Source organism: Hymenobacter duratus, from assembly GCF_014698995.1.
GTDB classification, from domain to species: Bacteria; Bacteroidota; Bacteroidia; order Cytophagales; family Hymenobacteraceae; genus Hymenobacter; species Hymenobacter duratus.
The window spans coordinates 19,656-43,908 of the sequence record NZ_JACWZZ010000007.1; the positions used below are offsets into that span (position 1 = coordinate 19,656).

Below are 24,253 nucleotides of genomic sequence, written 5' to 3' on the forward strand. Positions count from 1 at the left end.
TCTACTTGTTTACTTCTCCACTTTTCTACTAAATTTACCCGCACAGTAGCTTCTCGCCGGCTGCACTATCCGCCTTTCTCCAGCTTTACTGCCCATGGCCAAAATAATCAGCTTTGCTACCCAGAAAGGTGGCTCCGGAAAATCCACCCTGGCCCTCGTGTTGGCTGCCCCACTAGCAACAGAGTATGGCCTGCGCATTGCCGTGCTCGATTGTGACTATCAGCAGAGCATTGTCAAAACCCGCGAACAGGTCGATGCCGACAACTTCGAGGATTTGCTCAAGACCGTCCCTGATGCCCGGTATCCCTATGACGTGTTCGCCCTGAGCCTGGAGCAGGTCTTCACCTTTATCGACGATCCGGAAAAGGACTATGACCTCATCATTATCGACGTGCCGGGCCGGGCCGACGGAGACGACGTGTTCAACGTGCTCACGGCCTGCGACGCCGTAATTGTGCCCCTGGTGTCGGATTATTTGGACCGGGCCTCCACGGCCGAGTTTATGGGTATTCTGGAAGCTATCAAGAAGTCTGCCGATGCCCATGGCATCGACTTCCAGTACTTCGGCCTCTCCACCAAGCGCGTTGCGGGCCGTCGGGAAGAAAAGCAGATGGACGACTATATCGACAATCTGGGCCTCTCGCGCTTCACGGCGTATCTGAGCCACCGGGTGGCCTACTCGCGGGCCTCGACGCTCTATAGCCTGCTCAACCCGGCCTGGCTGCGCTATGCCGGGGGAAACAAGGAGACTGCCGATGAAATCCGTCGCTTGTGCGAGGAACTGATCCAGCGCCTGGGCTTACCCGCCCGTAAGCCCGCAACCGCCAGCCTGCCCACATCTTCCACCTCAACTGCTGCCAACTAATGCCCACCTTCAAGCCAGCTAAGATCGAATCACGCCGGGGCCGTATTCCCGTATCAGATGAAGCCCGCCGGGAAGCCCGTGCTGGCATGGGAGGGGAGCAGACGGCCTTGGCTGCCGGTACCCCTCTGGTTCCAATTGCTCCCGCCGCCCCCATGCCTACCCCAGTGCTACCCGCAGCAACTGATGTCGAGTCTAAAACCGCTGCGGTGTCGACAACCAACGCGGCTCTTTCTCCAGCGCCTGCCGTAGTCGCCGAATCCGTTCGCCGTAGCCGTGCCGCTAAAGCGCCAGCAGTACCCGTTGCGATCAGCCCCGAGCAAGAACACTCCGTAAAGCTGCCCCGTTCAGTGGTTCAGCAAATCAAGCTCACCTTGGCTTTATTACCAGACCTCCCGGAAAATCCTTCCAACATTAAGCAGTACTTGGAACTAGCGCATCGAGTACTGGATGCCCAATTGCGTAAATCCGGCAAGCTACCGCCCGCTAGGTAATCAAGGGGGTTCCAGTTGCAATCCCTGTATAAGCAGCCTCCCACAGAGGCTGCTTTTGTTTTGGGCGGTGGGGGAGGGGAGGGGCAACCCTCGCCTCTTCTGGGGAGCCTTCGGGCCACAGGGCAAATCTTACAAGACGCAGAAGCCCCCACTTTTTGTGAGGCCCCTTGCTATCAGTTGGGATATTGTTTGGCTTTTACTTGCTGATAAGCAAGTCAAGTCTCTTCAGCCAAGCCTTTACTTCAGTCTTGACCTGCTTTTCCTTATTTCCCTCCATCACGAAGAGTACGCCATCCCGCTCAATACCTCCCCGAACGGAGAACCCTTCCAGCACGGTGCTTCGAGGTACCAGGGCCTTGACCGTGTCGAAGCTGCTGCCTATGCCGTAGACCGCATTGGTATTGAAGGGCACGATGGTTTTGCCACTCAGATTATACTGCTTCAGAAAGCTTTTCATGGGTGGGGGCAGCTGCATGTCCCAAGTAGGGAAGCCGACGAATATGACATCGTATTGCTCGATGTTTGTAATTCTGGTGCGCAGAGGGGGCAGGAAGCCAGTTTCGTTTTCCCAGGCCACCTGCTGGATTGCAGTGAGCGGCGGGCAGCACAGGCTGGAATTAGCTGCTGCGTGAACCGGTCACCGCCGGGGAACCAGCAGCCACTACCGTAATGCTGTAGGCCGAATACGGACAATACCTTGACAGCTTAACCTCTGCTGTTTTGGCGGTTCCTACTCTGCGCTGGGAGTGGGGCCGACGGGCGGCTTTTCCAGTTGAAAGGCGCCTTTGGGCTGGCGCAAGGCAGGCTCTTTTACCAGTTGCGCAAGTAATGCCGTGAGTGCTGCCGGACCGTCTGGACCGTATAAAAATGCATGCCCCCCGGTGGGGCGTGACGCGAAATGCCACTGCCGGGCCTGTCCTTGCTGTTGCGCATAGATGGCCTGCACTTCCTTGTAGGCGTATAACTCGTCATCCTGTGCATGCAGCGAATACAGCGGGGCTCCGCGCCGCAGCTGCGTAAAATTCAACGGGCCGAGAAGGCTGGCGGGCCGGGCGGAAAGCGCAAAGAACCCGGCAAAACCGGCCGGGGACTGACACGCGTACCAGAAGGCCGCCGTACCACCGTTTGACATGCCGCCCAGATATATGCGCCGGTTGTCGATATGGTAGCGCTGCTGCACGTGGGCGACCATTGTTCGCACATTGTCTAAGGCGGCCCGCTGTTCCAGCCAGCCGAATGATTTGCGGCCGAAAGGGTAGAGCACTAGGGCATTGTGCGCGGCAGCGGCGGCAAAAATGGGCTCCCCCGTCACGCGCGGGTCAGCCGCTTGAAATTGGGTGGTGTTTGTAATGCCGCCGTGCAGATACACAAGAAGCACTGTCGGGCGGGCCGGATCGTAGGTAGTGGGCACAAACACCAGATAGGGTACCTGTACGGTATCGACCGGCGCATAATACAGGGCAAAACCTGATTGCGCCGGGCCGTAAGCTCCTTGCTTGGGGGGAGCAGGAAGGGCCTGGCGCAGGGCGGCTTGTTGCCACGCAACGGCCGCTCTCTGCTTTTCTGTGGCCTGCTGTGCCGCCACCGCCCGCAGCAGGGTTAGAAAGCGGTTCCATTGCGGGAGGCGGTGCAAACTGCTCAGGCTGGCGTCCTGCGCCATGTTGTCCACGTCGGGCGCGGAGATGGTCAGCGCCGGGTGACGGGCCAGCTGTAGCAACCAGCGTACGGCCTGGACCTGCCGGCCCGGGCAGGTGGCGGCCGCCCCGGCGCCGGCATACAAGTCAAAAGGACCTACGGTGGTGCTGTCGGTAAAGGCCCGCTCAAACGCGACCGTCGCCTCGCAATAGTTTTTCTGCTGGAATTGGTGGGCAGCGCGCTCCAGTAGCTGGTTATAGGTTTGCGCCTGCACGAGCGGGCTAATCAGTAGGAGGGCCAGGGATAGAAAGGCAATGAATTTGTAGCGCTGCATAGCAGGGGAGTAATAGCCGAGTACGTATCAGATGTGGATTCTACCTGTACAGTTGCCTGCCCGGAGTCGCCAGCGCATATAAACCTGGAACATTCAGCCCGCGCTGGCAATGCTCAGGGAAGCTAGTAAGGGGCAGCGAAGGGCGCGGGCACGGCTAAAAGGCAGCGACCAGGCACTGGCACGAAACCGGCGGAGCACCCGGTACACGGCCGGAGCAGGTCACTACAGAACGGTAGGCCAGCAGTAGACGTGCTCTTTTGTGAACTCCACCCGATGTCTGCTCATGAAAACTCTTCTTGCATTGCCGCTCCTGCTGCTCGGCGCTTTCTCACCGCTGTTTCCAGTAGATCTTCCTGCAGCAGCAGGAGCCGCCCCCAAAGACTACGTCATCACGTCCTTTGGGGCGGGCACCGACAGCACCCGGCTGAGCACTGGCGCCATTCAGCGCGCCATTGACCAGGCCCATGCCGACGGCGGCGGCACGGTGGTTATTCCCCAGGGGGTGTTTTTAAGTGGGGCGCTGTTTTTCAAGCCCAGCACGCAGCTGCGCCTGCAGGCCGGGGCCAAGCTCAAGGGCTCGGATGATATTGCCCACTACCCGCTGATTCCCTCGCGGATGGAAGGGCAGAGCCAGCCCTATTACGCGGCCTTGGTCAATGCCTACCAGGTGAACAACTTTCGGGTGACGGGTCCGGGCACGATTGACGGCAACGGGCTGCAGTTCTGGAAAAACTTCTGGGCGCACCGCGACTCCATGAAGCAGCTTGGCAAATCGTCCACCAACCTGGAGGTGCACCGGCCGCGGCTGCTCTTTATCTGGGGCGGCAAGAACGTGACCATCAAAGACGTGAAGCTGCACAACGCCGGCTTCTGGACTACGCACTTGTACCAGTGCACCAACGTGCTGATCGAGGGCTGCGACATTCGCTCCCCGTTCCGGCCGGTGAAAGCCCCCAGCACCGACGCCGTGGACATCGACGCGTGCAAGAAAGTCACCGTCCGCAACTGCTACATCTCCGTCAACGACGATGGCATCGTTATGAAGGGAGGCAAAGGCCCCAACGCCCACCAGCTGCCGGAAAACGGGCCTGTGGAAGACGTGCTGGTGGAGAACTGCACGTTTGGGGAAGTGCACGCAGCTGTCACCTGCGGCAGCGAAGCCATCCACGTTAACCGCCTCACCGTGCGCAACTGTCAGGTGGACAATGACCGGCCAATGCTGCTGTTCAAGATGCGTCCCGATACGTACCAGCTCTACGAGAATATCACCGTGGACAATATAACCGGCCGCTGCGGCACCATCGTCACGCTCTCGCCCTGGACCCAGTTCTTCAACCTGGCGGGCAGCACCGAGAAACCCTTCGGCACGATTCGCAACATCACCATCTCCAACGTCAAGGTGCAGTGCAAGCAGTTTGCAGTCCTGACGGGCAACCCGGCCGATAAGGTGTCGAATTTCACCTTTAAAAACGTGGTGGCCACGGCGCCCACCGCCGCTTTCCCCAACAAGTACCCGGCGGTGAAATTCACCAACGTTACCCTAAATGGGGCACCCCTGCTGGCAACGCCAACAGTGCGGGAGGCGGACGCTGTGAAGCCCGTGAAGCCGGATTAATAGGCCCACCGGCTTGCTCAAGCACTCCACACCGGCCACTCAGCCGACCTGATTTTCTCCAGCCGTTATGCCCTTGCTACGAGCTAGCGCTTTTCATGGGCTGGTTGGGTACGAGCCACAACCGACGGAGTTACCATTGCCTCCCGCCGCTGGTTCATTTCAGGATTACCGTCCGGCGGTCGGCTACCAGCACCGTGAACACGCCCAGGCCACCCTGCACGGTACTGCGGATGCGGGCGGGCTGCGCAAAAGGATTGCCGTTGGCCGAGACGGCTCCCAGGACGCTCTGCTGGAAGTTGTAATGCGCCTGCTCCAGGTGATAGAGCGTGGCGGTGATGGTGTCGCCGGGCGTGAAGCGGTAGGTGGTCGGGGCCGTGTAGGTCTGGCCGTTGAACAGTTGGTCGTTAAGCAGGTAGTCACCCGAATCGTCGTTGGGTTCACTCACTCTATTGAGCAGCAGGTAGTAGTAATCGGCGGTAGCGGCCGGGTCGGTCCAGCGGGTGAGAATATTGGCCTGGCGGTTCGGGCCGCTCACGCCGTTAAATTCGTAGCGCACGGTGTCAATCGGAATGAAGGCGGGCACGCTGGCCGTGCCGGTGACGTGCCGGTCGCGGGTGTCGCGCACGTCCAGCTCGAAGCGCTGGCCCGGCTGCATGGCCAGCGGCGCCGTCCCGATATGGGTAAAGACCTTGCGCGTAACCGGGTCAATGCCCGGGGCAAATACCAGCGGCACCACCTGGCCGCTGGGCAGCGTCAGGCGCACGGTGACATCGACGGGCACCTGAATCGTGATGCCGTTGATGCCTATGCCGAGGGTGGGCGTCGTGGCCGTGGGCAGCGTGATAGTGGGTTGGTCGGTACCGGTTGCCGTCGGCAGGTAGGCCCCGGACTCCACCACCGAAAGGCGCGGAATTTCCCCTGCCTGCAGGTAGCACTCCACCACCAGCTCGGGGGTGTAGGCGGGTACCACCACGTCGATGTCTTTTTCCAGGTTGCACCCCGTTACAAACAAAAGGAGGCACCCGAGGCCAATCCGATTTATTACCTGCTGGAGGGACATAGGCACGGAATCAGAACTTGAAATTGTAGGTAACCGACGGAATGATGGGAAACAGCGACACCTGCCGCGCCCGGAAGCCGTCGATGACGTCGGTGTTCGGGTTGCGCGTCACTTCAAAGTACACGAAGTAGGCGTTGCGCCGGTCGTAGGCGTTGTAGACGCTGAAGGTCAGGTCGCGCTCCGTGCCGAAGCGCACGGGCCGCAGCTTCCAGACCACGCCCAGGTCGAGGCGGTGGTAGGGAATAAGACGGTAGGTGTTGCGGTCGGGATACACGGGCACGGCCAGCAGGTCGCCCCCCAGCACGTTCTGCAGCGGAAAGCGCCCGGCCGGCAGCGTGGCCGGGGCGCCGCTGGTGTACACGAAGCTGGCCGTCAGGCTCAGGCGGGTGTTGAGCTGGTGCAGCAGCACTACGTTCAGGTTATGGCGCCGGTCATAGCTGGGCACGTAGTCGCGCCCGTCGTTGATGCCGGCCGTGCCGCGCTGGGGCTGAAAGTTGCGCCAGCTCCAGGCCAGGGTGTAGCCAATCCAGCCGGTAGTCTTGCCCTGCTGCTTTTCCAGGTATAGCTCGTTGCCGTAGCTCCAGCCCCGGCCGAATAGAAACTCCTGGTCGAGGTTGGGGTTGGCGAAAATCTGGGCCCCGTCGCGGAAGTCCACCTGGTTAGCAGCCCACTTGTAGTACACCTCGTCGGTGAGCAGAAACTTGCCCCCAAACAGCAGAAAGCTGGCGCCGGCACTCACCTGCTGCGAGCGTTGGGGCTTCACGCTCAGGCGCGAGGGGTACCAGATGTCGGTAGGCAGCGAGGCACCCGAGTTGCTGACTAGGTGGACGTACTGGTACATCAGGGCGTAGTTGGCCTTCAACGACAGCTTGGGGGTAAGCGCGTAGCGCAAGGCAGCCCGCGGCTCCAGGCCGCCGTAGGTGCGGCCCCCGCTGGTAAAGCCACTCAGCCGCAGCCCCAGTTCGGCCTGGAGTTTAGAGTTGATTTTCCAGTTGTCGCTGGCGTAGAGGCCGGCCTCTATTCCGGGGTAGGAGATGTTGTCGTCGACGTTGAGCGAGTTGTCGCCCGTCTCCACCTGCAGGCGGCCCACGCCGAAGGTGTGGTGGGTGAGGCTGCCCCCAAAGCGCACCTGATGGGCCGAGTCCGGGGCGTAGTCGAAGTCGACGCGGGCGTTGTAGTCGCGGATGGTGGACGTCAGGCCAAAGGAAATGACATCCACCGCACTGCCCAGCGAGTAGCGGTAGCTGGTCATGCCCACCTGCGTATTCGCCGTTAGCTTGGGGGAAAAGGTGTGCTGCCAGCGTAGCGTGCCCAAGGTGTTGCCCCAGGAGAAATTGGCCGACAGGTTGGCAAACGAGTTGAACCCGAATACGTCGCGCCCCAGGTAGCCGGTGGCAAACACCTGGTCTTTTTCGCCCAGGGTGTAGTTGGCCTTGGCGTTGAGGTCGTGGAAGTAGTAATCGGGGATGGGCTGCCAGCTTTCGTCGTCCTGGTTGGCCTTGTTCAGGGCCCGGGTGAAGATATCGAAGTAGGTGCGCCGCCCACTCACCAGAAACGAGCCCTTACCCTTGTTGAGGGGCCCTTCCACGCTCAGGCGCGAGGCAATGAGCCCGATGCCGCCCGTGACGGTGAGCTTCTCGCGGTTGCCCTCGCGCATCTTCACGTCTATCACCGACGAGAGACGCCCCCCGAACTGGGCCGGAAAGCCCGACTTGTACAGGTCCACCGACTGCACGGCATCGGAGTTAAACACCGAAAACAGCCCGAACAGGTGGTTGGGATTGTACACCACGGCGTTGTCGAGCAGCACCAGGTTCTGGTCGGCCGAGCCGCCGCGCACGAAGATGCCGCTGCTGCCCTCCCCACCACTCTGCACGCCGGGCTTGAGCTGCAGGGTCTTTAGAATGTCGACCTCGCCAAAAAGCGCCGGCAGCAGCTTGGCCTCCCGGACGGAGAGATGCTCGACGCCCATCTGCGTGGTTTCAAGCTTCTGCTGCAGCGTTTGCTGGCCCTGCACGAGTACTTCGCCCAGCTCACTGGTGTTCGGGGCCAGCACCAGGTCGCGCTGCTGATTGCGGGTCAGATTCACGCGAAAGGTCTGCGGCAGGTAGCCCAGGAAGGAGACTGTCACGTCCTGGGAACCCGCCGGGAGGTCGAGGCGGTAGCGGCCGGCCTCGTCGGTGGCCGTACCCAGGCCCAGGGCCGGCACGGCCACGGTAGCCCCCGGAAGGGCCGTGCCATCGGTACCGCGTACCAGGCCACTGAGCAGGTGCCGCGCCTGCGCCCAGCCCAACTGAGGAGCCACAAGACCTAGTAGTAGGCCCACCATGGCGACCCGGTAACGTGCGCTTTGTCCTGTTGGCATGCGTGGCGGCTTAATACCCTTACAATCAGCTGTACTCCCTCAGTAAAGCGCCAGATAGGGTAATTGTTATTTTCTCACCCATCTACTGCAACCAAGCGCTGGCAGTTGGCGGCTCGCTACTGCCTGCCGGGCCTCTTTTTTACCAGGACCACCAGCAGCTCCACCACGAACCCAATCAGGAGCCCGCCAACCGGCGCGGGGTCGTGAGGCGAGCTGTTGACGGCCGCTGCTAGTTTTTTGTTATTGCTGACGTAAATTCCTCGCCCATGAATCGTACCTCCTTCCTGCAGTGGCTGCCCGTAGCCGTTTTTGCCTTCGTGTTATTCACTCCGCTACGCACCCCGGTACTGGGCGGCATTCAGCGCGGCCTGCTGGCTACGGGCCTGTGGAAGGCCGAACTCCCGGCCCTGGTCGGTGCACGCACCGCCCCGGCTTCTTCCTCAGCGAGCGGCAGCGTCTACCCGCACCACCTGCCGCTGGCCACGCTCGACGGGCAACGTACCACGTTGAGCGCGCTGCATGGCAAAGTAGTGTTCGTGAACCTGTGGGCCAGCTGGTGCCCGCCCTGCGTGGCCGAAATGCCCGGCATCCACGCGCTGTACCAGAAACTGGATCCGCAGAAGGTGGCCTTCGTGATGATTTCCCTGGATCAGAACCCGGCCAGGGCCCAGGCCCTGCTCAAGCGCCAGGGGTACACTTTCCCGGTGTACTTCCCGGCCGGCCCGCTCGCGCCGCCGTTTGATTCCAACTCCATTCCGTCCACCATCATTCTGGGCCCGGACGGGCAGGTTGCCGCCCGCCACGACGGCATGGCCGACTATGACACGCCCGAGTTCAAGGCGGCCCTCGAGAGCTTAGCTCAGTAAGCGACGAAACAAGCGCGGGGAAAGACACCTTCGTATGTGCTATAACCAGAGCGTATTGCATCTATCTTTGTCAACGTGACGGGGCGTGTCCCGGTCGTTGCATGCTCTGCGTATATGAAGCACGTTTCCTCTTCTGGCCGCCTGCTGGTGGCAGGTCTGCTGCTGACAGCAGCTTCGTCGGCTCGGGCCCAAACCACGCCCGGCGGGGTGCGCATCGGTACGGCCGGCCTGCCGCACGCGGCGGCGGCCCTCGATATCGATGCCACCGGCAAAGGCCTGCTGATTCCGCGCATGGACTCACTCACGCGTGTGGGCATCGGCACCCCGCCCGATGGGCTGATGGTCTTCCAGACGAACGGGCGCCAGGGCTTCTGGTACGCCATGGGCGGTACGTGGCTTTTTATTCCCGATAAAGCCCGCAGCGGCGACAACCTGGGCAACCACACGGCGACCCAGACCCTAGATCTGAATAACAAGCGCCTGCAGGGCAGTGCCACCGCCCCCCTCGGTGACTCGATTGCCCAAGTACAGATCCAATCGTCGGTACCCAGCCAGAGCGTGGCCCTGATCACGCGCAGCTACTACGGCCGCAACTACACCCGCACCATGTTCTCGGGCTACGGCAGGGGCCCCTACGGCCAGGATATCGACTACGCCGTGTGGGGCAATGCCTACCGCTCCGATGGCTGGGCCGGCATCTTCACGGCTGGGCGGCCCGGGCAGCCCCTGCGGTGGGTGGGTCTGGCCGGCCACCCTGGCTACGTCAATGCCAACGCGGCCATCCGCATCGTCGACGGCACCCAGGGCGCGGGCAAGGTCCTGACCTCCGACGCGGTGGGCAACGGCAAGTGGATGGCCATTACCGCCGCTGGGGGCAACTTCAACCTGGGCGCGTACCAACTGGTCGGCAACGGCGGAGCCAACGGCATCCGCATCAGCAGCAGCGGCGTGGTGGAGCAGGCCGGTCTGGCTTCGCCGACCTTGCTGCTGCATTCCAATACCAATGACCTCGTGACCGGGGCCACGCTGCAATGGCGCGAAGACAATACCAGCTACGGCTGGAACCTGCGCCATAACACCGGCGGCACCGAAGCCGGCCAAGCCACCGACCGCCTGATTCTGGAGCGGCTAAACGGGGCGGGGGCCGTGAGCGTGATGAGCTGGAACCAGGCCAACGGCAACGTAGGCATCAACACGCTCAATGCGGGCTACACCCTGGACGTGGCCGGCACCATCCGCGGCAATAACGTGTCGGTTTCCGATGCGCGCTTCAAGCAGAACGTTCGCCCGCTTACGGGGGCGCTGGAAGCCATACTGGCGCTGCGCGGCGTGCGCTACCAGTGGAACGCGCTGGGCGTGCAGCACGGCGGGAGCAGCGGGGCCGATCAGATCGGGGTGCTGGCCCAGGAAATCGAGCGCTACTACCCCGAGCTGGTGAGCACCGACGCGCAGGGCTACAAGGCCGTGAACTACGCCCAGCTGACACCCGTGCTGCTCGAAGCCATCAAGGAGCTGCACGCCCAGCTCGGCAGCCAGACCCGGCGCGCCGACCAGGCCCAGGCCGCCCAGCAGACTGACCACGCCGTCCTGCTCAGCCTGCAGAAGCAAGTCGCCCGACTGCAGGAAGCCGTGACTCCCACGGCCAAGGCGCAGCGCTGAGCCCATCGGCCGGGACTCTTCACCAGCCCCATCCTATCGGGGCCGCAGCACCCGGATAGCTACTTTGCCTGGGTAATGCGCCTGATCTCCTTCAATCCTGCCATGCTGGCCGCCGTGCACGCCGGCCGCAAAACGGTTACGCGGCGGCGGCTCTGGCCGGAGCTGCCGCCGCAGCAGGACCCTGGCCGCTACCGCTACCACGGTCTGGCAGAAGCGGGCGCAGTGTTCGAAGACCTGCTTACCAGCACCATGCTGGCACCAGTGCCGTGTCCGTTCGGTCAGCCGGGCGACGTGCTGCAGGTGCAGGAAGACCCCACGCTGCAGCTGCGCATCGCAAGCATCCGGGCTGAACAGGTACGCAGCCTGAGCGAGGCCGACGCGCTGGCTGAGGGAGTCAACTCGGCCGAGCACGAGGGCAGCATGCGCTGGGGTGGGGTAGAGCCCGACCCGGATGCCGCGGGCAGCTTTCGGTGGTATAGTAGTCCTGTTGCCGCTTTCCAGGGCTTGCTCACATCGATCTATCCGGCGGCCTGGGACCGGAATGAGTGGATGTGGGTTGTAGCGTTTAACCGGGTCGTCCACGAGGCGCATCTCCTGCCGCCAGGCGATGCGCGCTTACTTGAGAATACTCAGCACGGTCATCGGGTCGGTGGGGGAGGGGAGCGCCCGGGCAGCGGGCAGTAGTTGCCGGCCGGTACTTCCCATAGGGCAGTTGAAGGTCCGGGCACTGCGCGCGGGCCTGATATACCGGCACGGTGGCTTCCCCAAGCTGGAAGTAGTGGCCCGGGAGCTGGACGGGTAGGCGACCAGCAGGTTGCACTGTAAAGCCCATGGGCCTAATTACCCGGTACCGGTGACTATTCAGGGGGCAAATCACTAGGCCGTGGTGGTGCCATTTTTCACGTAGATGATTTACCTAGTGGGTCGCGTTCGGCTTGGCGGCCGGTTGGGTGCCATTTTTCACGCAGGTGCCGGGAGAGATAATATCCTTAGCGCCACGGGGTTCGTTTCGCCCGACTGAAAATGCGAAACTGGCCCAGGTACCCTTTAAAAGCCTTTTTTGTGGACTCTCCCCCTTGAAAAGCCGGCATTTACTTTCTTTTCATTTTCTTCTCAAAAAAGCTGAACCTCTTCTGTCTTCTTAAGCTATTCTTTACTATTCTATATTCAGGGCCTCGTAACTATTTGTCAGTCAATAAATAAGACGCGTTATCTGCGTGAAAAATGGCACTCTGCTGCGTGAAAAATGGCACCCTATTGCGTGAGAAGTGGCACCATCTACGTGAAAAACGGCACCCTATTGCGTGAAAGGTGGCACCACTACGTGAAAAATGGCACCATCCCAGTCAGTGCCCTCCTTCCTGCGTGAAAAACGGCACTGCGGGGGGCATAGGCTATCTACGTGAAAAATGGCACCGATCCTGGTCCCGGACCGGAAAGAGTATCTGCGTGAAAAATGGCACTGCCGAGCTTGCTGCGTGAAGGGCGCTAGCTTTTCACGTATATCGGGTTATCTTCGTGCTATCCCCTGGCCTTACCACCCCGTTATGGTGCCCGTAATTGCTCCCCCGCTTTATCCCCGGGCCTATCAGGCCAATGCACTGGTACGCGCTCCGTTGAAGCTGACGCACGTGGAGGCGCGCATCTTTGCGTTGGCCCTGGGCTGTATCCACCAGGACCAGACCGAGCTGCCCGGCATTTCGATACCGCTCAACCGGGTGATGACCCAGAAGAAAGGGGGCAGCGTGTACGAGACCATCCGGGATGCCTGCAAGAGCCTGATGTCGAAAGTAGTCAGCATTGAGTCGCAAACCGGCAACAAAAAGCGCTTTACGGCTTACTCCATCATCAGCTATATCGATCTGAACGAGGGGACGGGGTATCTGACTGGTAACTTTGCGCCCGAAATCAAGCCCTTCCTGCTGCAGCTGGCCGAGCAGTACACGCACGTGGAGCTCGAAACACTGCTCACGCTCAAGTCCGCCCATGCCCACCGCCTGTACTGGCTGCTGAAATCCTGGGATGACGTCGGCATCTGGGAAGTAGAGTTTGATACGCTGCGCAAGCAGGTATTGGGCGATGACAATGATGTCACCTACACGCTGTTCTACGATTTCAAGCGCTACGTGCTCGAGCCGGCGCTGCGTGAACTGTATTCGCTGGGCTGGGTAGTGACCTATGAGCCGGTCAAGGAGGGCAAGAAGGTGAAGCGGGTGCGCTTTGCCATTCCCAAGCCGCTGGCTCAGCTGAACCCGGAGGACGGCGCGACAACGGCCAGTGTGGGTAAAACAACCAGCCGGTCGCGCCCGCTCGAAAAGCAGATGAGTCTGTCGCTGCAGGCGGAGCTGCCCACGCTGCAGCAGCGGATCGTGACGCGGCTGCAGAAGCTGAAAATGACTGCCGCCCAGATTCAGCACGTACTCGACTACATGGGCGATGATGAGGTGAAGATTGCTCGGCTGATGAAGGTCAGCCACCCGCTGCTGCGCGATTTTGAAGCCGGCAACAAGGTGTTTGATAACCTGGGCGGGGCGGCTACCAACCTGCTGAAAACCGAGTTTCCCGGACTGTATCCTGCACTTAAGTAACTTAAGTAAGCCAGGGCAGGGAGGAGCCGGCGAGTCCTTGCTTTGTTCCTAGCCCCCAGTTGTGTTATAGCAGGATCAGCCACAGGCAGCAGCGAGCCAGCTCAGGTCGTGAACGGCGTCTGGGGTAGGTTGATGAGAACCATCTTCTGCACTTTAAGGCCCACTGAAAATTCGCAAAAGTACGCCCTACGCTGCCGTAATAAACGCTGCGCCACTATTTACTGCCCGGGCCGAGGCCTTGTCCCAACGATAGTTTAGTATAAAAAAGAAGTAGGAGAGTCGGGTTTCTAAATCAGTATAACTTAGCACAAAAATGATAAAAATGTATTGGAATTTATACTATTTTAGACTCCAGCTTTTGGGGTTAAAGATCTTGCCTTATCCCTCCCAGTTCTTGTACCACGTTGGTTTCAGCTACGTCGGCCAATAGTGGTTGGCCGCGGCAATGGTGGGCTTGAAAACCGGGGGAGAGCGGAATTCATAGCCTCTACAGTGCGCGGCTTACCTTGCCGGCCAGCTTGGCAGCAATGCAACACTGCGTCCACCAAGGAAAGCAGAACGAATTTTTTCGTTGGTATTTGCTGTGCATCCAGCTCCGTCGCTTTCGATAGCCGGCCGGGCTACCCCTGGCTGATTATGAATTCTTTCTACCGTAAAATCCGGATACTCGCGCTGCCAAGCCCGGCCGGCTAATGATGGCAAGAGCCCGTCTTCCTTTCCACCCAGGGCACGTTCATCTGCGTTTATGCGCTACACTGGCTGGTCGTGACCGGCAGCATTTTCATTTCACCGCTACTCTCCCTCGATGGAATTACTCGTTATCCTGCTGCTGGTCATTCTCAACGGCGTGTTTTCCATGTCGGAAATTGCCCTGATTTCGTCGCGAAAATCCAAGCTCGAAGCCGAGGCCAAGCAAGGCAGCCGCACGGCCCAGGCCGCGCTGGAGCTGGCCCGGGAGCCCACCCGGTTTCTGTCCACCGTCCAGATTGGCATTACCCTTATCAGCATCCTGACGGGTGTGTTCAGCGGGGCCGGCCTGACCACCCAACTGCAGGGAATCATTGCTCGCGTGTCCGTCTTGGCCCCGTTTGCGGATAGCATCGCCGTGGTGCTGATGGTCATCTTCATTACTTACCTCTCCGTGGTTATCGGCGAGCTGCTGCCCAAGCGCATCGGTCTGACCAATCCTGAAGGAATCATCAAGTTTATGGCCGCGCCCATGGCCCTGCTCTCGCGCTTCACCTCGCCCTTTATCTGGCTGCTGACCGTATCGAGCGACTTTCTCATCAAGCTCATGGGCATCAAAACCCAGGAAAGCCCGGTGACGGAAGAGGAAATCAAGGCCATGATCAAGGAAAGCGCGTCGGAGGGCACCATTCAGGAAATCGAGCACGACATCGTCAAGAACGTCTTTAGCCTCGGTGACCGGCGCGTGGGCTCGCTGATGACCAGCCGGCAGGATATCGTGTGGCTGGACCTGAACGACGACCTGACCATCACGAAGCAAAAGGTGCTCACGCGCAAGCAGTCGGCCTACCCGCTCTGCCAGGGCAGCCTGGATGAGGTGCGCGGTATGGTGTACCTCAAAGATTTGGTGAACGAAACGTTGGATGCGCAGCTGCTTCGGCTGGCAGAGCTGCAGAAGGAACCGCTGTTCATGCCGGCTTCCAGCAAGGCATATCACGCGCTGGAGCTGTTCCGGCAGCGGCGCACGCACCAGGGCATCGTGGTGGACGAGTTTGGCGGGGTGGTGGGTCTGGTCACCATCGACGACATTCTGGACGCGCTGGTGGGGGACGTCTCGCCCGATTCCGAGGAAAACCCGGCCATCATCGAGCGCAACGACGGCACCTTTCTCATTGACGCGCAAATGCCCTTTGCCGAGTTTGCCGAGCGGTTCCACATCACGGTAGCCCAGCGGCGGGGCCTTAGTGGCTTTCATAGCCTGGGTGGCTTTGCCCTGCACATTCTGAGCGTGCTGCCCCGCGCCGGGGAGCATTTCACCTGGGAAGGCCACTATTTTGAAATCGTAGATGTGGACCGCAGCCACATCGACAAAATCCTGTTTCGGCCCAAGGATAGCTGATTGCTTGTATTCTCTGCCCCGAATGCCAAGGCACATTGCCTGGAAAGGCGGGGGGGGGCCGATTCTTCTCACCACTGCTTACGCCGGTTGATATGGCCGTTAAGCTCGTTCCGCACGGCAAGGCCGTTAAGGTGAAATCATAAACTGTACTGAGAAGCCAGCTGCTATGAAGCCAACTAATAATACTATATATATAATTAATATAAAATTTAGTAGCATTGCATAAAGCCTGCCGGTGCGGCTGCACACGAACAAGCTGTAGGTATGCCGGGACGGCACCCCCGCCGCTCCGCCTTTTCACCGGTCATGAAGCGCCTGCTGCTTGTCCTGCTGTTTGTGTTGTTGGCTCCCTTCGAGGTCCGGGCTGACCCACTTAGGCCGCTGCGCCGCGCCTTAGCCCTAGCTCATACGGATACCGCGAAGGCGCGCTATTATTGGTTAGCCAGTGAGGTGGTGGAAAGCAACGACAGTATTCGCTATTTCGCTCAGCAAGCTATGCTCCTGCTGGAGCGGGCATTGCCCACCGTCCAGGGCGCTGAGCGCCGTCGCTTGTTGCGGCTGCTGGGCGGGGCCGTGAACAATCTGGGTGTCGGCTACTCCGACGGCGGGAAAGAAGCCCAAGCCGAAACTTTGTTTCTACGTGCCGCCCGTTTGCGCCAACAAGGCGGTGACGTGCGGGGGCAAGTGGAATCCCTGGCAAACCTGGCCAGCATTCTCCATTCCACTAAGCATGACTACGCCGAGGCTTTGCGCTACTACCAGCAAGGTGTGCGGGCCGGCGAACATGTGCCGGCAGCCCGCTCGGTGGTAACTCGATGCTTGAGCGGCCTAGGAAACTTGTACGGCCTGCTGGGCGACCAAGGGGCTGAGCTGCGCTATAATCTACGTGCCCTGGCCCTGCTTGAGCAAGAAGGGGAGCCCCTAGCCTTGCTCGATGCGCTGACGAACCTATCGCACGTGTACCTGGACGGATTCAACGACACCATCCGAGCGGAGGGCTACGCGCGCCGGGCTCAGCAACTGGCTTTGGAAACTCCGGGCACGGGCGCGCGGCTAAGCAACGCCCTGCTGCTGCGTGGGCGCATCCGGCTGCGGCAGCATCGCCTAAGAGCGGCGCGCGCCCTGCTGCTGGAGGCCCGCCAGTTCGCCGGGCGCCTCCAGACGACGTACTTTGTGGCCCAGGCCGAGCTGTACCTGGCTCTTACCGAAGAAGAAGCCCACCACCTGCCGCTGGCTCTGCGGCATGCCCGCCAGGCCGTCGTCACAGCGGGGCGAGGCTCCTCTATCACCCAGCGCGATGCCGAGTTAATCCAAAGCCGCCTCTACGAAAAGCTAGCCCAGCCCCAAGCCGCCCTTGACCACTATCGCCGTTACATTGTTCTGCGCGACAGTGTCCAAAACGAGCAGAACCAAAAAGCGGCTTACCGGCAGCGGCTGAGCTACGAATTTGCGGGCAGGGAGGCCCGCCTAAAAGCCGCCCAGGAGCGCCGCCAGGCCGTGGCGGCAGCCGAAGTCCGGCGCCAGCGCCAGCTGCGCACGGCCACGTCATTAGGGGCGGGCGGACTACTGCTGCTGGCCACGGGCCTCTACCACGCCCTGCGCCGGGCCGAGCGCCTGAAGCAGCTGGTGACTAACCAGAAACAGAACCTGCAAGCCCAGCGTGACCGCCTCGACACTTCCCTGACCGAGTTGCGCGCCACCCAAGCCCGACTCATCCAGCAGGAGAAGATGGCTAGCTTAGGAGAGCTCACGGCCGGTGTGGCTCATGAAATTCAGAACCCTCTGAACTTCGTCAATAATTTCGCCGACGTGAGCACGGAACTGCTGAATGAACTCGAGGAGGCCCAAACCGCTGGCGACGCAGAAGAAGTGACGGCCCTGGTGGCCGATGTGCGGCAGAACCTGACGAAAATCACCGAGCACGGCCAGCGGGCCGCCGGCATTATCAAAGGCATGCTGGAACACTCGCGCCCGAGCACGGGCGAGTGGGTCCCGACGGACGTCAACGCGCTCTGCGGCGAGTACCTGCGCTTAGCCTACCAGACCCTGCGCGCCACTGACGAAACCTTCAAGGCCGAGTTGAAAACTGACCTGGAACCCGGGTTAGGGCGAGTACTGGCCGTGCCCGGTGACCTGGGCCGCGTGCTGCTTAACCTCTTGGGCAATGCTTTCTATGCCGTGCGTCAACGCCAACTGACAGGCGAACTTGGTTATCAGCCCACTGTCGGCGTGGCGACGAAACCAGTGGGCCAGCAGGTTGAAATTCGAGTCACCGATAACGGGATGGGCATTTCGGAAGACCTGCAGCAGAAAATCTTTCAGCCCTTTTTTACTACCAAGCCTCCGGGGGAGGGCACGGGCCTGGGCCTCTCGCTGAGCTACAATATCGTCACTCAAGGCCACGGCGGCCGCCTACATGTTGAGAGCCGGCCAGGACAGGGCAGCACGTTTCTGATACAGCTGCCCCTGCGAAAACCTGTAATCAGCAGCCCCGACGATGCGGAGTAATTTCGGCTACCCGCGACCAGAACCTGGAACTGCAACTTGATGCCCTGCACTAGGCCGGGTGTAAGACCATCTTTCAGGAGAAAGCGCCTAGTGCCACCAAAGCCCGACCGGAGATTGACCGCCTGCTGGCCAGTCTGCGCAAAGACGACACCGTCTACGCAGAGCTGGTTAAAGTCTTGACCCATGACAACAATCGATTTTTCAGCTGATTAAGCTCATGTTTTGCGGTGCGCTTCCGGCCGATATTGCCGCTAAAACACGGCGCCCCGCTGGGGCCGGTAGCCGCCTGCCTGCCCATGAAATTTAAACGGTACTTGCTGCCTCTCTGGCCTGTCTGGCTACTTCTCTGGCTGGCCGGCTGCGGCGATAAGGCCGAGCGGGTGAAGCCGGTCTGGTCGGCCATTTCCGAGTCGGTGTACGCGGCCGGCACCGTGAAGAGCGGGCAGCAGTACCAGGCATTTGCTACCGGCAGCGGCGTGATTCAGGCGGTGTTTGTGCGCGAGGGCGACTCGGTGCGGGTGGGCGCGCCGCTGCTGTCCATTGCCACCGACGTGCCGCGCCTGACCCAGGAAAACGCTGCCCTGGCCGCCCGCTACGCCGACGTGGCCGCCAACCGAAGCCAGCTGCAGGAAGCGCGGGAACGGATTGCCCTGCAGCGCCGCACCATGCAGAATGACCTGGTGCAGCTCGCCCGCCAGCGCCGGCTCTGGGAGCAGTCCATTGGCACCAAGCTCACGCTGGAGCAAAGGGAGCTGGCCTACGCCGCCTCCAAAACCGCCTACGAGTCGGCCGTGCTCAGCTACCAGACGCTCCAGCGGCAGCTGGATTTCGCCGCCGCGCAGGCGCGCAAAAACCTGCAGATTGCCCGCACCCAGGCCGCCGACTTCATCGTGCGCAGCAAGGTCAACGGCCTCGTCTACCAGCTCTACCGCGAAAAAGGCGAGGCCGTGACGCCCCAAACGGCGCTGGCGCTGCTCGGCGACGCCCGCCACTTCGTGCTCGAAATGCAGGTCGATGAGTCCGACATTGTGCGGGTGCGCCCCGGCCAGCAAGTTCTCGTGACGCTGGACAGCTACAAGGGCCAGGTATTTACAGCCCGCGTCACCCGGATTTCGCCCATGATGAGCACCAGCAGCCGCACGTTCGAGGTCGACGCCGCTTTCGTGCGCCAGCCACCGGTGCTCTACCCGTTCGTAAGCTTCGAGGCCAACATCGTACTGCAAACCAACCCCCGGGCCCTGCTCATTCCGCGCCGCCTGCTGGTGGACGACTCCACGGTGCGGAAGAGCGACGGGAAGCTGGCGCGTATCAAAACCGGCCTGCGCGACTACCAGATGGTGGAAATCCTCTCGGGCCTCACGCCCGCCGACGAACTCACGGACCCCGCGAAATGAACCTGCCCCTGCTCTACGACGTGGCCCTGTCGCTGCTGCTGGCCCGCTGGCGGCAGACGCTGGTGGCGGCCGTGGGGGTCACGTTCAGCATCACCATGTTTATCGCGCTGCTCAGCTTCATGTCGGGCCTCAACCAGCTGCTCGATGGGCTGGTGCTGAACCGCACGCCCCACGTGCGCCTCTATAACGAGGTGAAACCGGCCCCGCAGCAGCCCATCGACCGCTACACGGCGGGGCAAAGGCAGCACAATTTCATCCGCTCCATCAAGCCCAGCGACGAGTTGCCGCGCATTCACAACGTGGGGGCCATCATCGCGGCCCTGCGCCACGACCCGCGCGTGCGCGGCGTCTCGCCCAAAACCCAGGCCCAGGTGTTCTACAACGTGGGCACCATCAACCTCACCGGCACCATCAGCGGCATCGAGGCCGAGGAGCAAAACCGGCTGTTTGCCTTCGGCGACTACGTGGTGGCCGGCAACCCGCTCAGCCTCAAAACGGTGGCCAACAGCATCATCCTCGGCAAAGCCGCCGCCGACATCATGCTGGTAAGCGTGGGCGACGTGGTGCAGGTCACCACCGTGAAGGGCAACCGCGTCCAGCTCAAGGTTGTCGGCCTGTTCCAGTCGGGCCTGCTCGACATCGATAAAGTGCAGAGCTACACCTCGCTGGCCACCGCCCAGAAGCTGCTCGGCGAGGCCAACAACTACATCACCGACGTGCAGGTGAAGCTCTACGACTTCACCCTGTCGCCCCGCCTGGCCCAGGAGTACGCCCAGCGCTACGAGGTGCAGGCCATGGATATCCAGACGGCCAACTCGGAGTTTGAAACCGGCACGTTCATTCGCACGCTCATTTCCTACGCCGTGGGCATCACGCTGCTCACGGTGGCGGGCTTCGGCATATTTAACATCCTGAACATGATGATTTACGAGAAGATGGACACCATTGCCATCCTCAAGGCCGTGGGGTTTTCGGGCACCGATGTGCGGCGGCTGTTCGTGGCGGTGGCGCTGGCCATCGGGCTGTCGGGCGGCGGGGTGGGGCTGCTGTGCGGATTTGGCCTCTCGGCGCTTATTGCGCGGGTGCCGTTTGAGCCGGCCTCGCTGCCCACTGTGCACACCTATCCGGTCAATTTCGACCCGCTTTTCTATGTGATTGGCGGGGTGTTTTCGCTCGTCACCACCTACCTGGCGGGGTTTTTTCCAGCCCGCAAGGCCAGCCAGATTGACCCGGTCATCATCATCCGAGGCAAATAGTACGGACTCGTAATATGAACCCGCCCGCGCTCGAAGCCCGCCAGCTTACCAAGTACTTCGACGACCCCGTGCGGGTGCAGGTGCTGCACGGCCTCACGTTTGCGCTGGGCCGGGGCGAGTTTGCGGCCGTAGTGGGCAAGTCGGGCTGCGGCAAATCGACGCTGCTCTACCTGCTCTCCACTATGGACACGGTGTATGAAGGCGACCTGCTGATTGATGGCGTGCTGATGCGGGGCAAAAAAGAAGCCGAGCTGGCCCGGGTGCGCAACGAGCAGATCGGCTTCGTGTTCCAGTTTCACTACCTGCTCAACGAGTTTTCGGTGCTGCGCAACGTGATGCTGCCCGGCGAAAAGCTGGGAAAATTCTCCCGCCAGGAAATCGAGCACCGGGCCTATGAGAAGCTTAAAATCCTGGGCATCGAAAGCGAGGCCCTCAAACTGCCCAACCAACTCTCGGGCGGGCAGAAGCAGCGCGTGGCCATTGCCCGTGCCCTGATCAACGACCCGCTCATCATTATGGGCGACGAGCCCACCGGCAACCTCGACAAGAAAAACGGCGAAATCGTGTTCGACATCTTCAAGCAGTTGGCCGAAACCTACCACCAGGCCCTGCTCATCGTCACGCACGACCCTGAGTTTGCCGCCAAAACCCACCGCATCATTGAGATGGAGGATGGGCGCATCGTCAACGGGGCGGCTACAGGTCCTGGGCAGCCTCAATAACCAGCGCCGGTCGGAATTTCCAGCGCCTCCACCTGCGGCACGGTCAGGCCGTGGAGCTGCATGCGCAACGCCCGGAGCGTGTTGCCATGCGACACCACCAGCGAGTGGCGTCCGGCATGCAGCTCGACGGCACCAGCGTTGCCTGGTAATAGGGGTCGCACAATAGTAAGAACAGAAATTCCCGTTAGGGCTGCGGCGGAATCGGGCCCGGGTCGGGGTATAGCGGGGGCTGCTGGGCAGTGGGAAGTTAGGACTCCTTTACCAGGCAGGCGGGCGCAAACATACTGTGCTTATCGCCTAGGGCATCGATGGCAAATTCAACCGCTGTATAGGCCTGCTCAATGGTGTTGGCGCCACTTGCTTTCGCTAGCATACTCTGCTTGAAAACTACCCAGTTGATAGCTGCCCGATGCGTAGGCCGTGAAAATCATCGTGCAGAAAGGCAGCCGCTACCAGCACCGGGAAAAGCGCTTTCTCCGCAAGGCTTATTCATAGCAGCGGGAAAATCGTGCCGAGCAACGCCAGCAATGGCGCAGCCACGCTTTCCTAACGCTGCTGGCTGCCTACAACGTACTGGGGATCAGGCTACAGGATGATGGACAAGGCGTGCAGTACCGGGTGCATAAACGAAAGCCCCGGCGGCAACCAGTGACCTACTAGGGAAGATGCCGGGCGCGCCATCGGATACCCTTACGAGTATACTATGGCCATGATTATGTATTTTTGTACCCGTTCGGGTATTAAAACGGTTTTATTTGTTACATCGTACCCGAACGGGTATAGCCTATGACTACTCCCCTGGCCGCCTTTGTCAAGCAGCGCCGCAAGCTGCTGCAACTGTCCCAGCCCGACCTGGCCGTGAAAGCGGGGGTGGGCTTGCGCTTTGTGCGCGAGCTGGAGCAGGGTAAAGCCACGTTGCGGCTGGACAAGGTTAACCTGGTGCTGCGCCTGTTCGGCCACGAGCTGGCGCCCACTCCGCTGGACCGCGCGCACCTAGTAGACCCGCAGCGATGAGAAGAGCCGAAGTCTACCTGCACGCGCAGCTGGCCGGGCACCTGATTCAGGATGAGCAGGGTTACACCTTCGCCTACACCCCGGCGTACCTGGCCACTGCCGGGGCGGAGGCCGTCAGCTTGACGCTGCCGCTGCGCCCGGCGCCCTACGTGGAGCGCGTGCTGTTTCCGTTTTTCGACGGGCTCATCCCCGAGGGCTGGCTGCTGGAGGTGGCGGAGAAAAACTGGAAGCTCAACGCCCGCGACCGGATGGGCCTGCTGCTGGCCTGCTGCCGGGACTGCATCGGCGCCGTGAGCATTCTCCCGCTGGAAACCGAAGACGAGTCATGAGCCGCTGCCTGTCCTGCTATCAGCCCCTGGCGGAAGGCACCGGCCCGGACTACCACCCGGTCTGCAGCCGCCGGCTGTTTGGCAAGCCTGTGCCGCCCGCCTTTCCCTACACCGAAGCCGAGATGCTGACCCTGGCCGAAGCCGTCGTGCGGCAGCACGTCACCGTGACGGGCGTACAGCCCAAGCTGTCGCTGACCATTGCCCCGGCGGGCGCGGTCGGGCAGCCGGCCCGCTTTACCATTGTCGGGGCGCTGGGCGGCGAGTATATCCTCAAGCCGCCCACACCCCGCTACCCCCACCTGCCCGAAGTGGAAGACCTAACCATGCACCTGGCCGCGCTGGTCCGGCTGCCCACCGTGCCCCACGGCCTGCTGCGCCTCGAAGGCGGGGCCCTGGCCTACGTCACGCGCCGGGTCGACCGAGTGAAAGGGCAAAAGCGGGCCATGGAGGACATGTGCCAGCTCACCGAGCGGCTGACGGAAAACAAGTACGACGGCTCCCATGAGCAGGTAGCCAAGGCCATCCTCAAGTACTCGGCTAACCCTGGTCTGGACGCAGTCAACTACTACGAGCTGGTGCTTTTCAGCTTTCTGACCGGCAACGCCGACATGCACCTGAAAAACTTCTCGCTGCTGCAGATGCCCGGCCTTGGCTACGGCCTGGCGCCGGCCTACGACCTGGTGGCCACGGCCCTGGTGAACCCGGCCGACACGGAGGAGCTGGCCCTCACGCTCAACGGCAAGAAGAAGCGACTGCGGCAGGCCGACTTTAGGCAGGCCGCCGGGCGGGCCGGCATCGACGACAAGGTGGTCACGGGCATACTCACGCGCCTGGCCAAGGCCAGGCCGGCCTGGCACGCATTCATAGCCCAGAGCTTTCTGCCCACGGACCTGCAGGAGTCGTTCCAACGCTTGCTGGCGCAGCGGTTCGCGCAACTGGACTTGGCCTAGTCGCTGGCAGCATCGTGTATAGCTGCTTGGGCGGCTTCGGCACGCACGACGGCAAACAGCTCCTTCTCCAACACCTGCAACACCTGGGTCAATAGCTGCAGTTTGCCCACCGTGCAGCCAATGGGGCTGCGCTTGCGCGTATCGTAGGTGTGCACTGACACGCCCCAGGCTTCCACAATGCGCTTGCGGGTGCCCGCTACCTTCAGCTCTTCGGCCAATATACCGGGTTGTTGCACGTGCGGGGGGCTGGTGAGCGGCTCGGTGAATGTAACGGTGGGGGCAGGCGTTTTAGGCATCGCAGAAAGGCTAAAAAGGCACAGAATAAAGTGCGTAAGGCAACCTTTCTCGCGGTAGTCAGTCCTGCAGCAAGCCTCCCTGCTGGACTGGAACGGGGTCTAGCGCCACGCCTCCCTGGTGGTAGCCGCTCCGACGCGGGCATCCGGCGCCGTGTGGCAGCCGCCTCGGGCCTAACCCTTTCCCCCTCCTCCTGCTGACTCCCTTCGGGTAGTCTGGTCA

The 24,253-nt window shown here is 61.3% G+C and carries 20 protein-coding genes; 14 read left to right on the forward strand and 6 right to left on the reverse strand.

The window, feature by feature from the left end; translation table 11 throughout:
- Positions 1–94 precede the first annotated feature (94 nt).
- Positions 95–865, forward strand: coding sequence for a ParA family protein (locus tag IC231_RS19720; RefSeq protein ID WP_190786188.1), 771 nt, complete (start codon positions 95–97; stop codon positions 863–865).
- Between the two features lie 687 nt (positions 866–1,552).
- On the opposite strand, the gene IC231_RS19725 is transcribed toward IC231_RS19720, so the two are convergent.
- Positions 1,553–1,933 (reverse strand): flavodoxin family protein, encoded by a 381-nt coding sequence (locus IC231_RS19725; RefSeq protein ID WP_211539212.1) that lies wholly within the window; start codon positions 1,931–1,933, stop codon positions 1,553–1,555.
- Positions 1,934–2,086: 153 nt separating this feature from the next.
- Positions 2,087–3,325 carry a hypothetical protein gene (locus IC231_RS19730; RefSeq protein WP_190786189.1) on the reverse strand — a complete coding sequence of 413 codons (1,239 nt, stop codon included), beginning with the start codon at positions 3,323–3,325 and terminating at the stop codon, positions 2,087–2,089.
- A gap of 283 nt (positions 3,326–3,608) precedes the next feature.
- Here IC231_RS19730 and IC231_RS19735 point away from each other — a divergent pair, with 283 nt between their 5' ends.
- Positions 3,609–4,940, forward strand: coding sequence for a glycoside hydrolase family 28 protein (locus IC231_RS19735; protein ID WP_190786190.1), 1,332 nt, complete (start codon positions 3,609–3,611; stop codon positions 4,938–4,940).
- Positions 4,941–5,094: 154 nt separating this feature from the next.
- On the opposite strand, the gene IC231_RS19740 is transcribed toward IC231_RS19735, so the two are convergent.
- Together IC231_RS19740 and IC231_RS19745 are read right to left on the reverse strand one after the other, a co-directional pair.
- Positions 5,095–6,000 carry a DUF4249 domain-containing protein gene (locus tag IC231_RS19740; protein ID WP_190786191.1) on the reverse strand — a complete coding sequence of 302 codons (906 nt, stop codon included), beginning with the start codon at positions 5,998–6,000 and terminating at the stop codon, positions 5,095–5,097.
- Between the two features lie 10 nt (positions 6,001–6,010).
- Entirely contained in the window at positions 6,011–8,329 is a 2,319-nt protein-coding gene (locus IC231_RS19745; RefSeq protein WP_190786192.1) for a TonB-dependent receptor, read from the reverse strand.
- Positions 8,330–8,631: 302 nt separating this feature from the next.
- Here IC231_RS19745 and IC231_RS19750 point away from each other — a divergent pair, with 302 nt between their 5' ends.
- The 9 genes from IC231_RS19750 (at position 8,632) to IC231_RS19790 (ending at position 21,444) form a co-directional block, all read left to right on the forward strand.
- On the forward strand, positions 8,632–9,231 hold the full coding sequence (locus tag IC231_RS19750; RefSeq protein WP_211539213.1) for a TlpA family protein disulfide reductase: 600 nt from the start codon (positions 8,632–8,634) through the stop codon (positions 9,229–9,231).
- 114 nt (positions 9,232–9,345) lie between these two features.
- The gene (locus IC231_RS19755) at positions 9,346–10,890 is read left to right on the forward strand and encodes a tail fiber domain-containing protein (protein WP_190786193.1); all 1,545 of its coding nucleotides are present in this window, start codon (positions 9,346–9,348) and stop codon (positions 10,888–10,890) included.
- 75 nt (positions 10,891–10,965) lie between these two features.
- A complete protein-coding gene (locus IC231_RS19760) occupies positions 10,966–11,574 on the forward strand; it encodes a hypothetical protein (protein ID WP_190786194.1) in 609 nt (202 codons plus the stop codon).
- Positions 11,575–12,437: 863 nt separating this feature from the next.
- Positions 12,438–13,478: a replication initiation protein gene (locus IC231_RS19765; RefSeq protein WP_190786195.1), complete on the forward strand. Its 1,041-nt coding sequence runs from the start codon at positions 12,438–12,440 to the stop codon at positions 13,476–13,478.
- A gap of 805 nt (positions 13,479–14,283) precedes the next feature.
- Entirely contained in the window at positions 14,284–15,564 is a 1,281-nt protein-coding gene (locus IC231_RS19770; protein ID WP_190786196.1) for a hemolysin family protein, read from the forward strand.
- Between the two features lie 306 nt (positions 15,565–15,870).
- Positions 15,871–18,072, forward strand: coding sequence for an ATP-binding protein (locus IC231_RS20130; protein WP_211539214.1), 2,202 nt, complete (start codon positions 15,871–15,873; stop codon positions 18,070–18,072).
- Between the two features lie 296 nt (positions 18,073–18,368).
- Positions 18,369–19,466, forward strand: coding sequence for an efflux RND transporter periplasmic adaptor subunit (locus IC231_RS19780; protein ID WP_190786197.1), 1,098 nt, complete (start codon positions 18,369–18,371; stop codon positions 19,464–19,466).
- Entirely contained in the window at positions 19,463–20,722 is a 1,260-nt protein-coding gene (locus IC231_RS19785) for an ABC transporter permease (RefSeq protein ID WP_190786198.1), read from the forward strand. Before IC231_RS19780 ends, IC231_RS19785 begins: the two co-directional genes overlap by 4 nt.
- A gap of 14 nt (positions 20,723–20,736) precedes the next feature.
- Complete coding sequence (locus IC231_RS19790; RefSeq protein ID WP_190786199.1) at positions 20,737–21,444, forward strand: ABC transporter ATP-binding protein; 708 nt, start codon at positions 20,737–20,739, stop codon at positions 21,442–21,444.
- On the opposite strand, the gene IC231_RS20465 is transcribed toward IC231_RS19790, so the two are convergent.
- Positions 21,438–21,713: a histidine phosphatase family protein gene (locus IC231_RS20465; protein ID WP_394368210.1), complete on the reverse strand. Its 276-nt coding sequence runs from the start codon at positions 21,711–21,713 to the stop codon at positions 21,438–21,440. The genes IC231_RS19790 and IC231_RS20465 overlap by 7 nt on opposite strands.
- 517 nt (positions 21,714–22,230) lie before the next feature.
- Here IC231_RS20465 and IC231_RS19800 point away from each other — a divergent pair.
- From IC231_RS19800 to IC231_RS19810, 3 genes are read left to right on the forward strand one after another with little or no spacing between them, the layout of a single operon-like run.
- Positions 22,231–22,458 (forward strand): helix-turn-helix transcriptional regulator, encoded by a 228-nt coding sequence (locus IC231_RS19800; RefSeq protein WP_190786201.1) that lies wholly within the window; start codon positions 22,231–22,233, stop codon positions 22,456–22,458.
- On the forward strand, positions 22,455–22,787 hold the full coding sequence (locus IC231_RS19805; RefSeq protein WP_190786202.1) for a HipA N-terminal domain-containing protein: 333 nt from the start codon (positions 22,455–22,457) through the stop codon (positions 22,785–22,787). Before IC231_RS19800 ends, IC231_RS19805 begins: the two co-directional genes overlap by 4 nt.
- On the forward strand, positions 22,784–23,737 hold the full coding sequence (locus tag IC231_RS19810) for a HipA domain-containing protein (protein ID WP_190786203.1): 954 nt from the start codon (positions 22,784–22,786) through the stop codon (positions 23,735–23,737). Before IC231_RS19805 ends, IC231_RS19810 begins: the two co-directional genes overlap by 4 nt.
- On the opposite strand, the gene IC231_RS19815 is transcribed toward IC231_RS19810, so the two are convergent.
- Positions 23,734–24,033 carry a hypothetical protein gene (locus tag IC231_RS19815; protein WP_190786204.1) on the reverse strand — a complete coding sequence of 100 codons (300 nt, stop codon included), beginning with the start codon at positions 24,031–24,033 and terminating at the stop codon, positions 23,734–23,736. The genes IC231_RS19810 and IC231_RS19815 overlap by 4 nt on opposite strands.
- Positions 24,034–24,253: the final 220 nt, after the last annotated feature.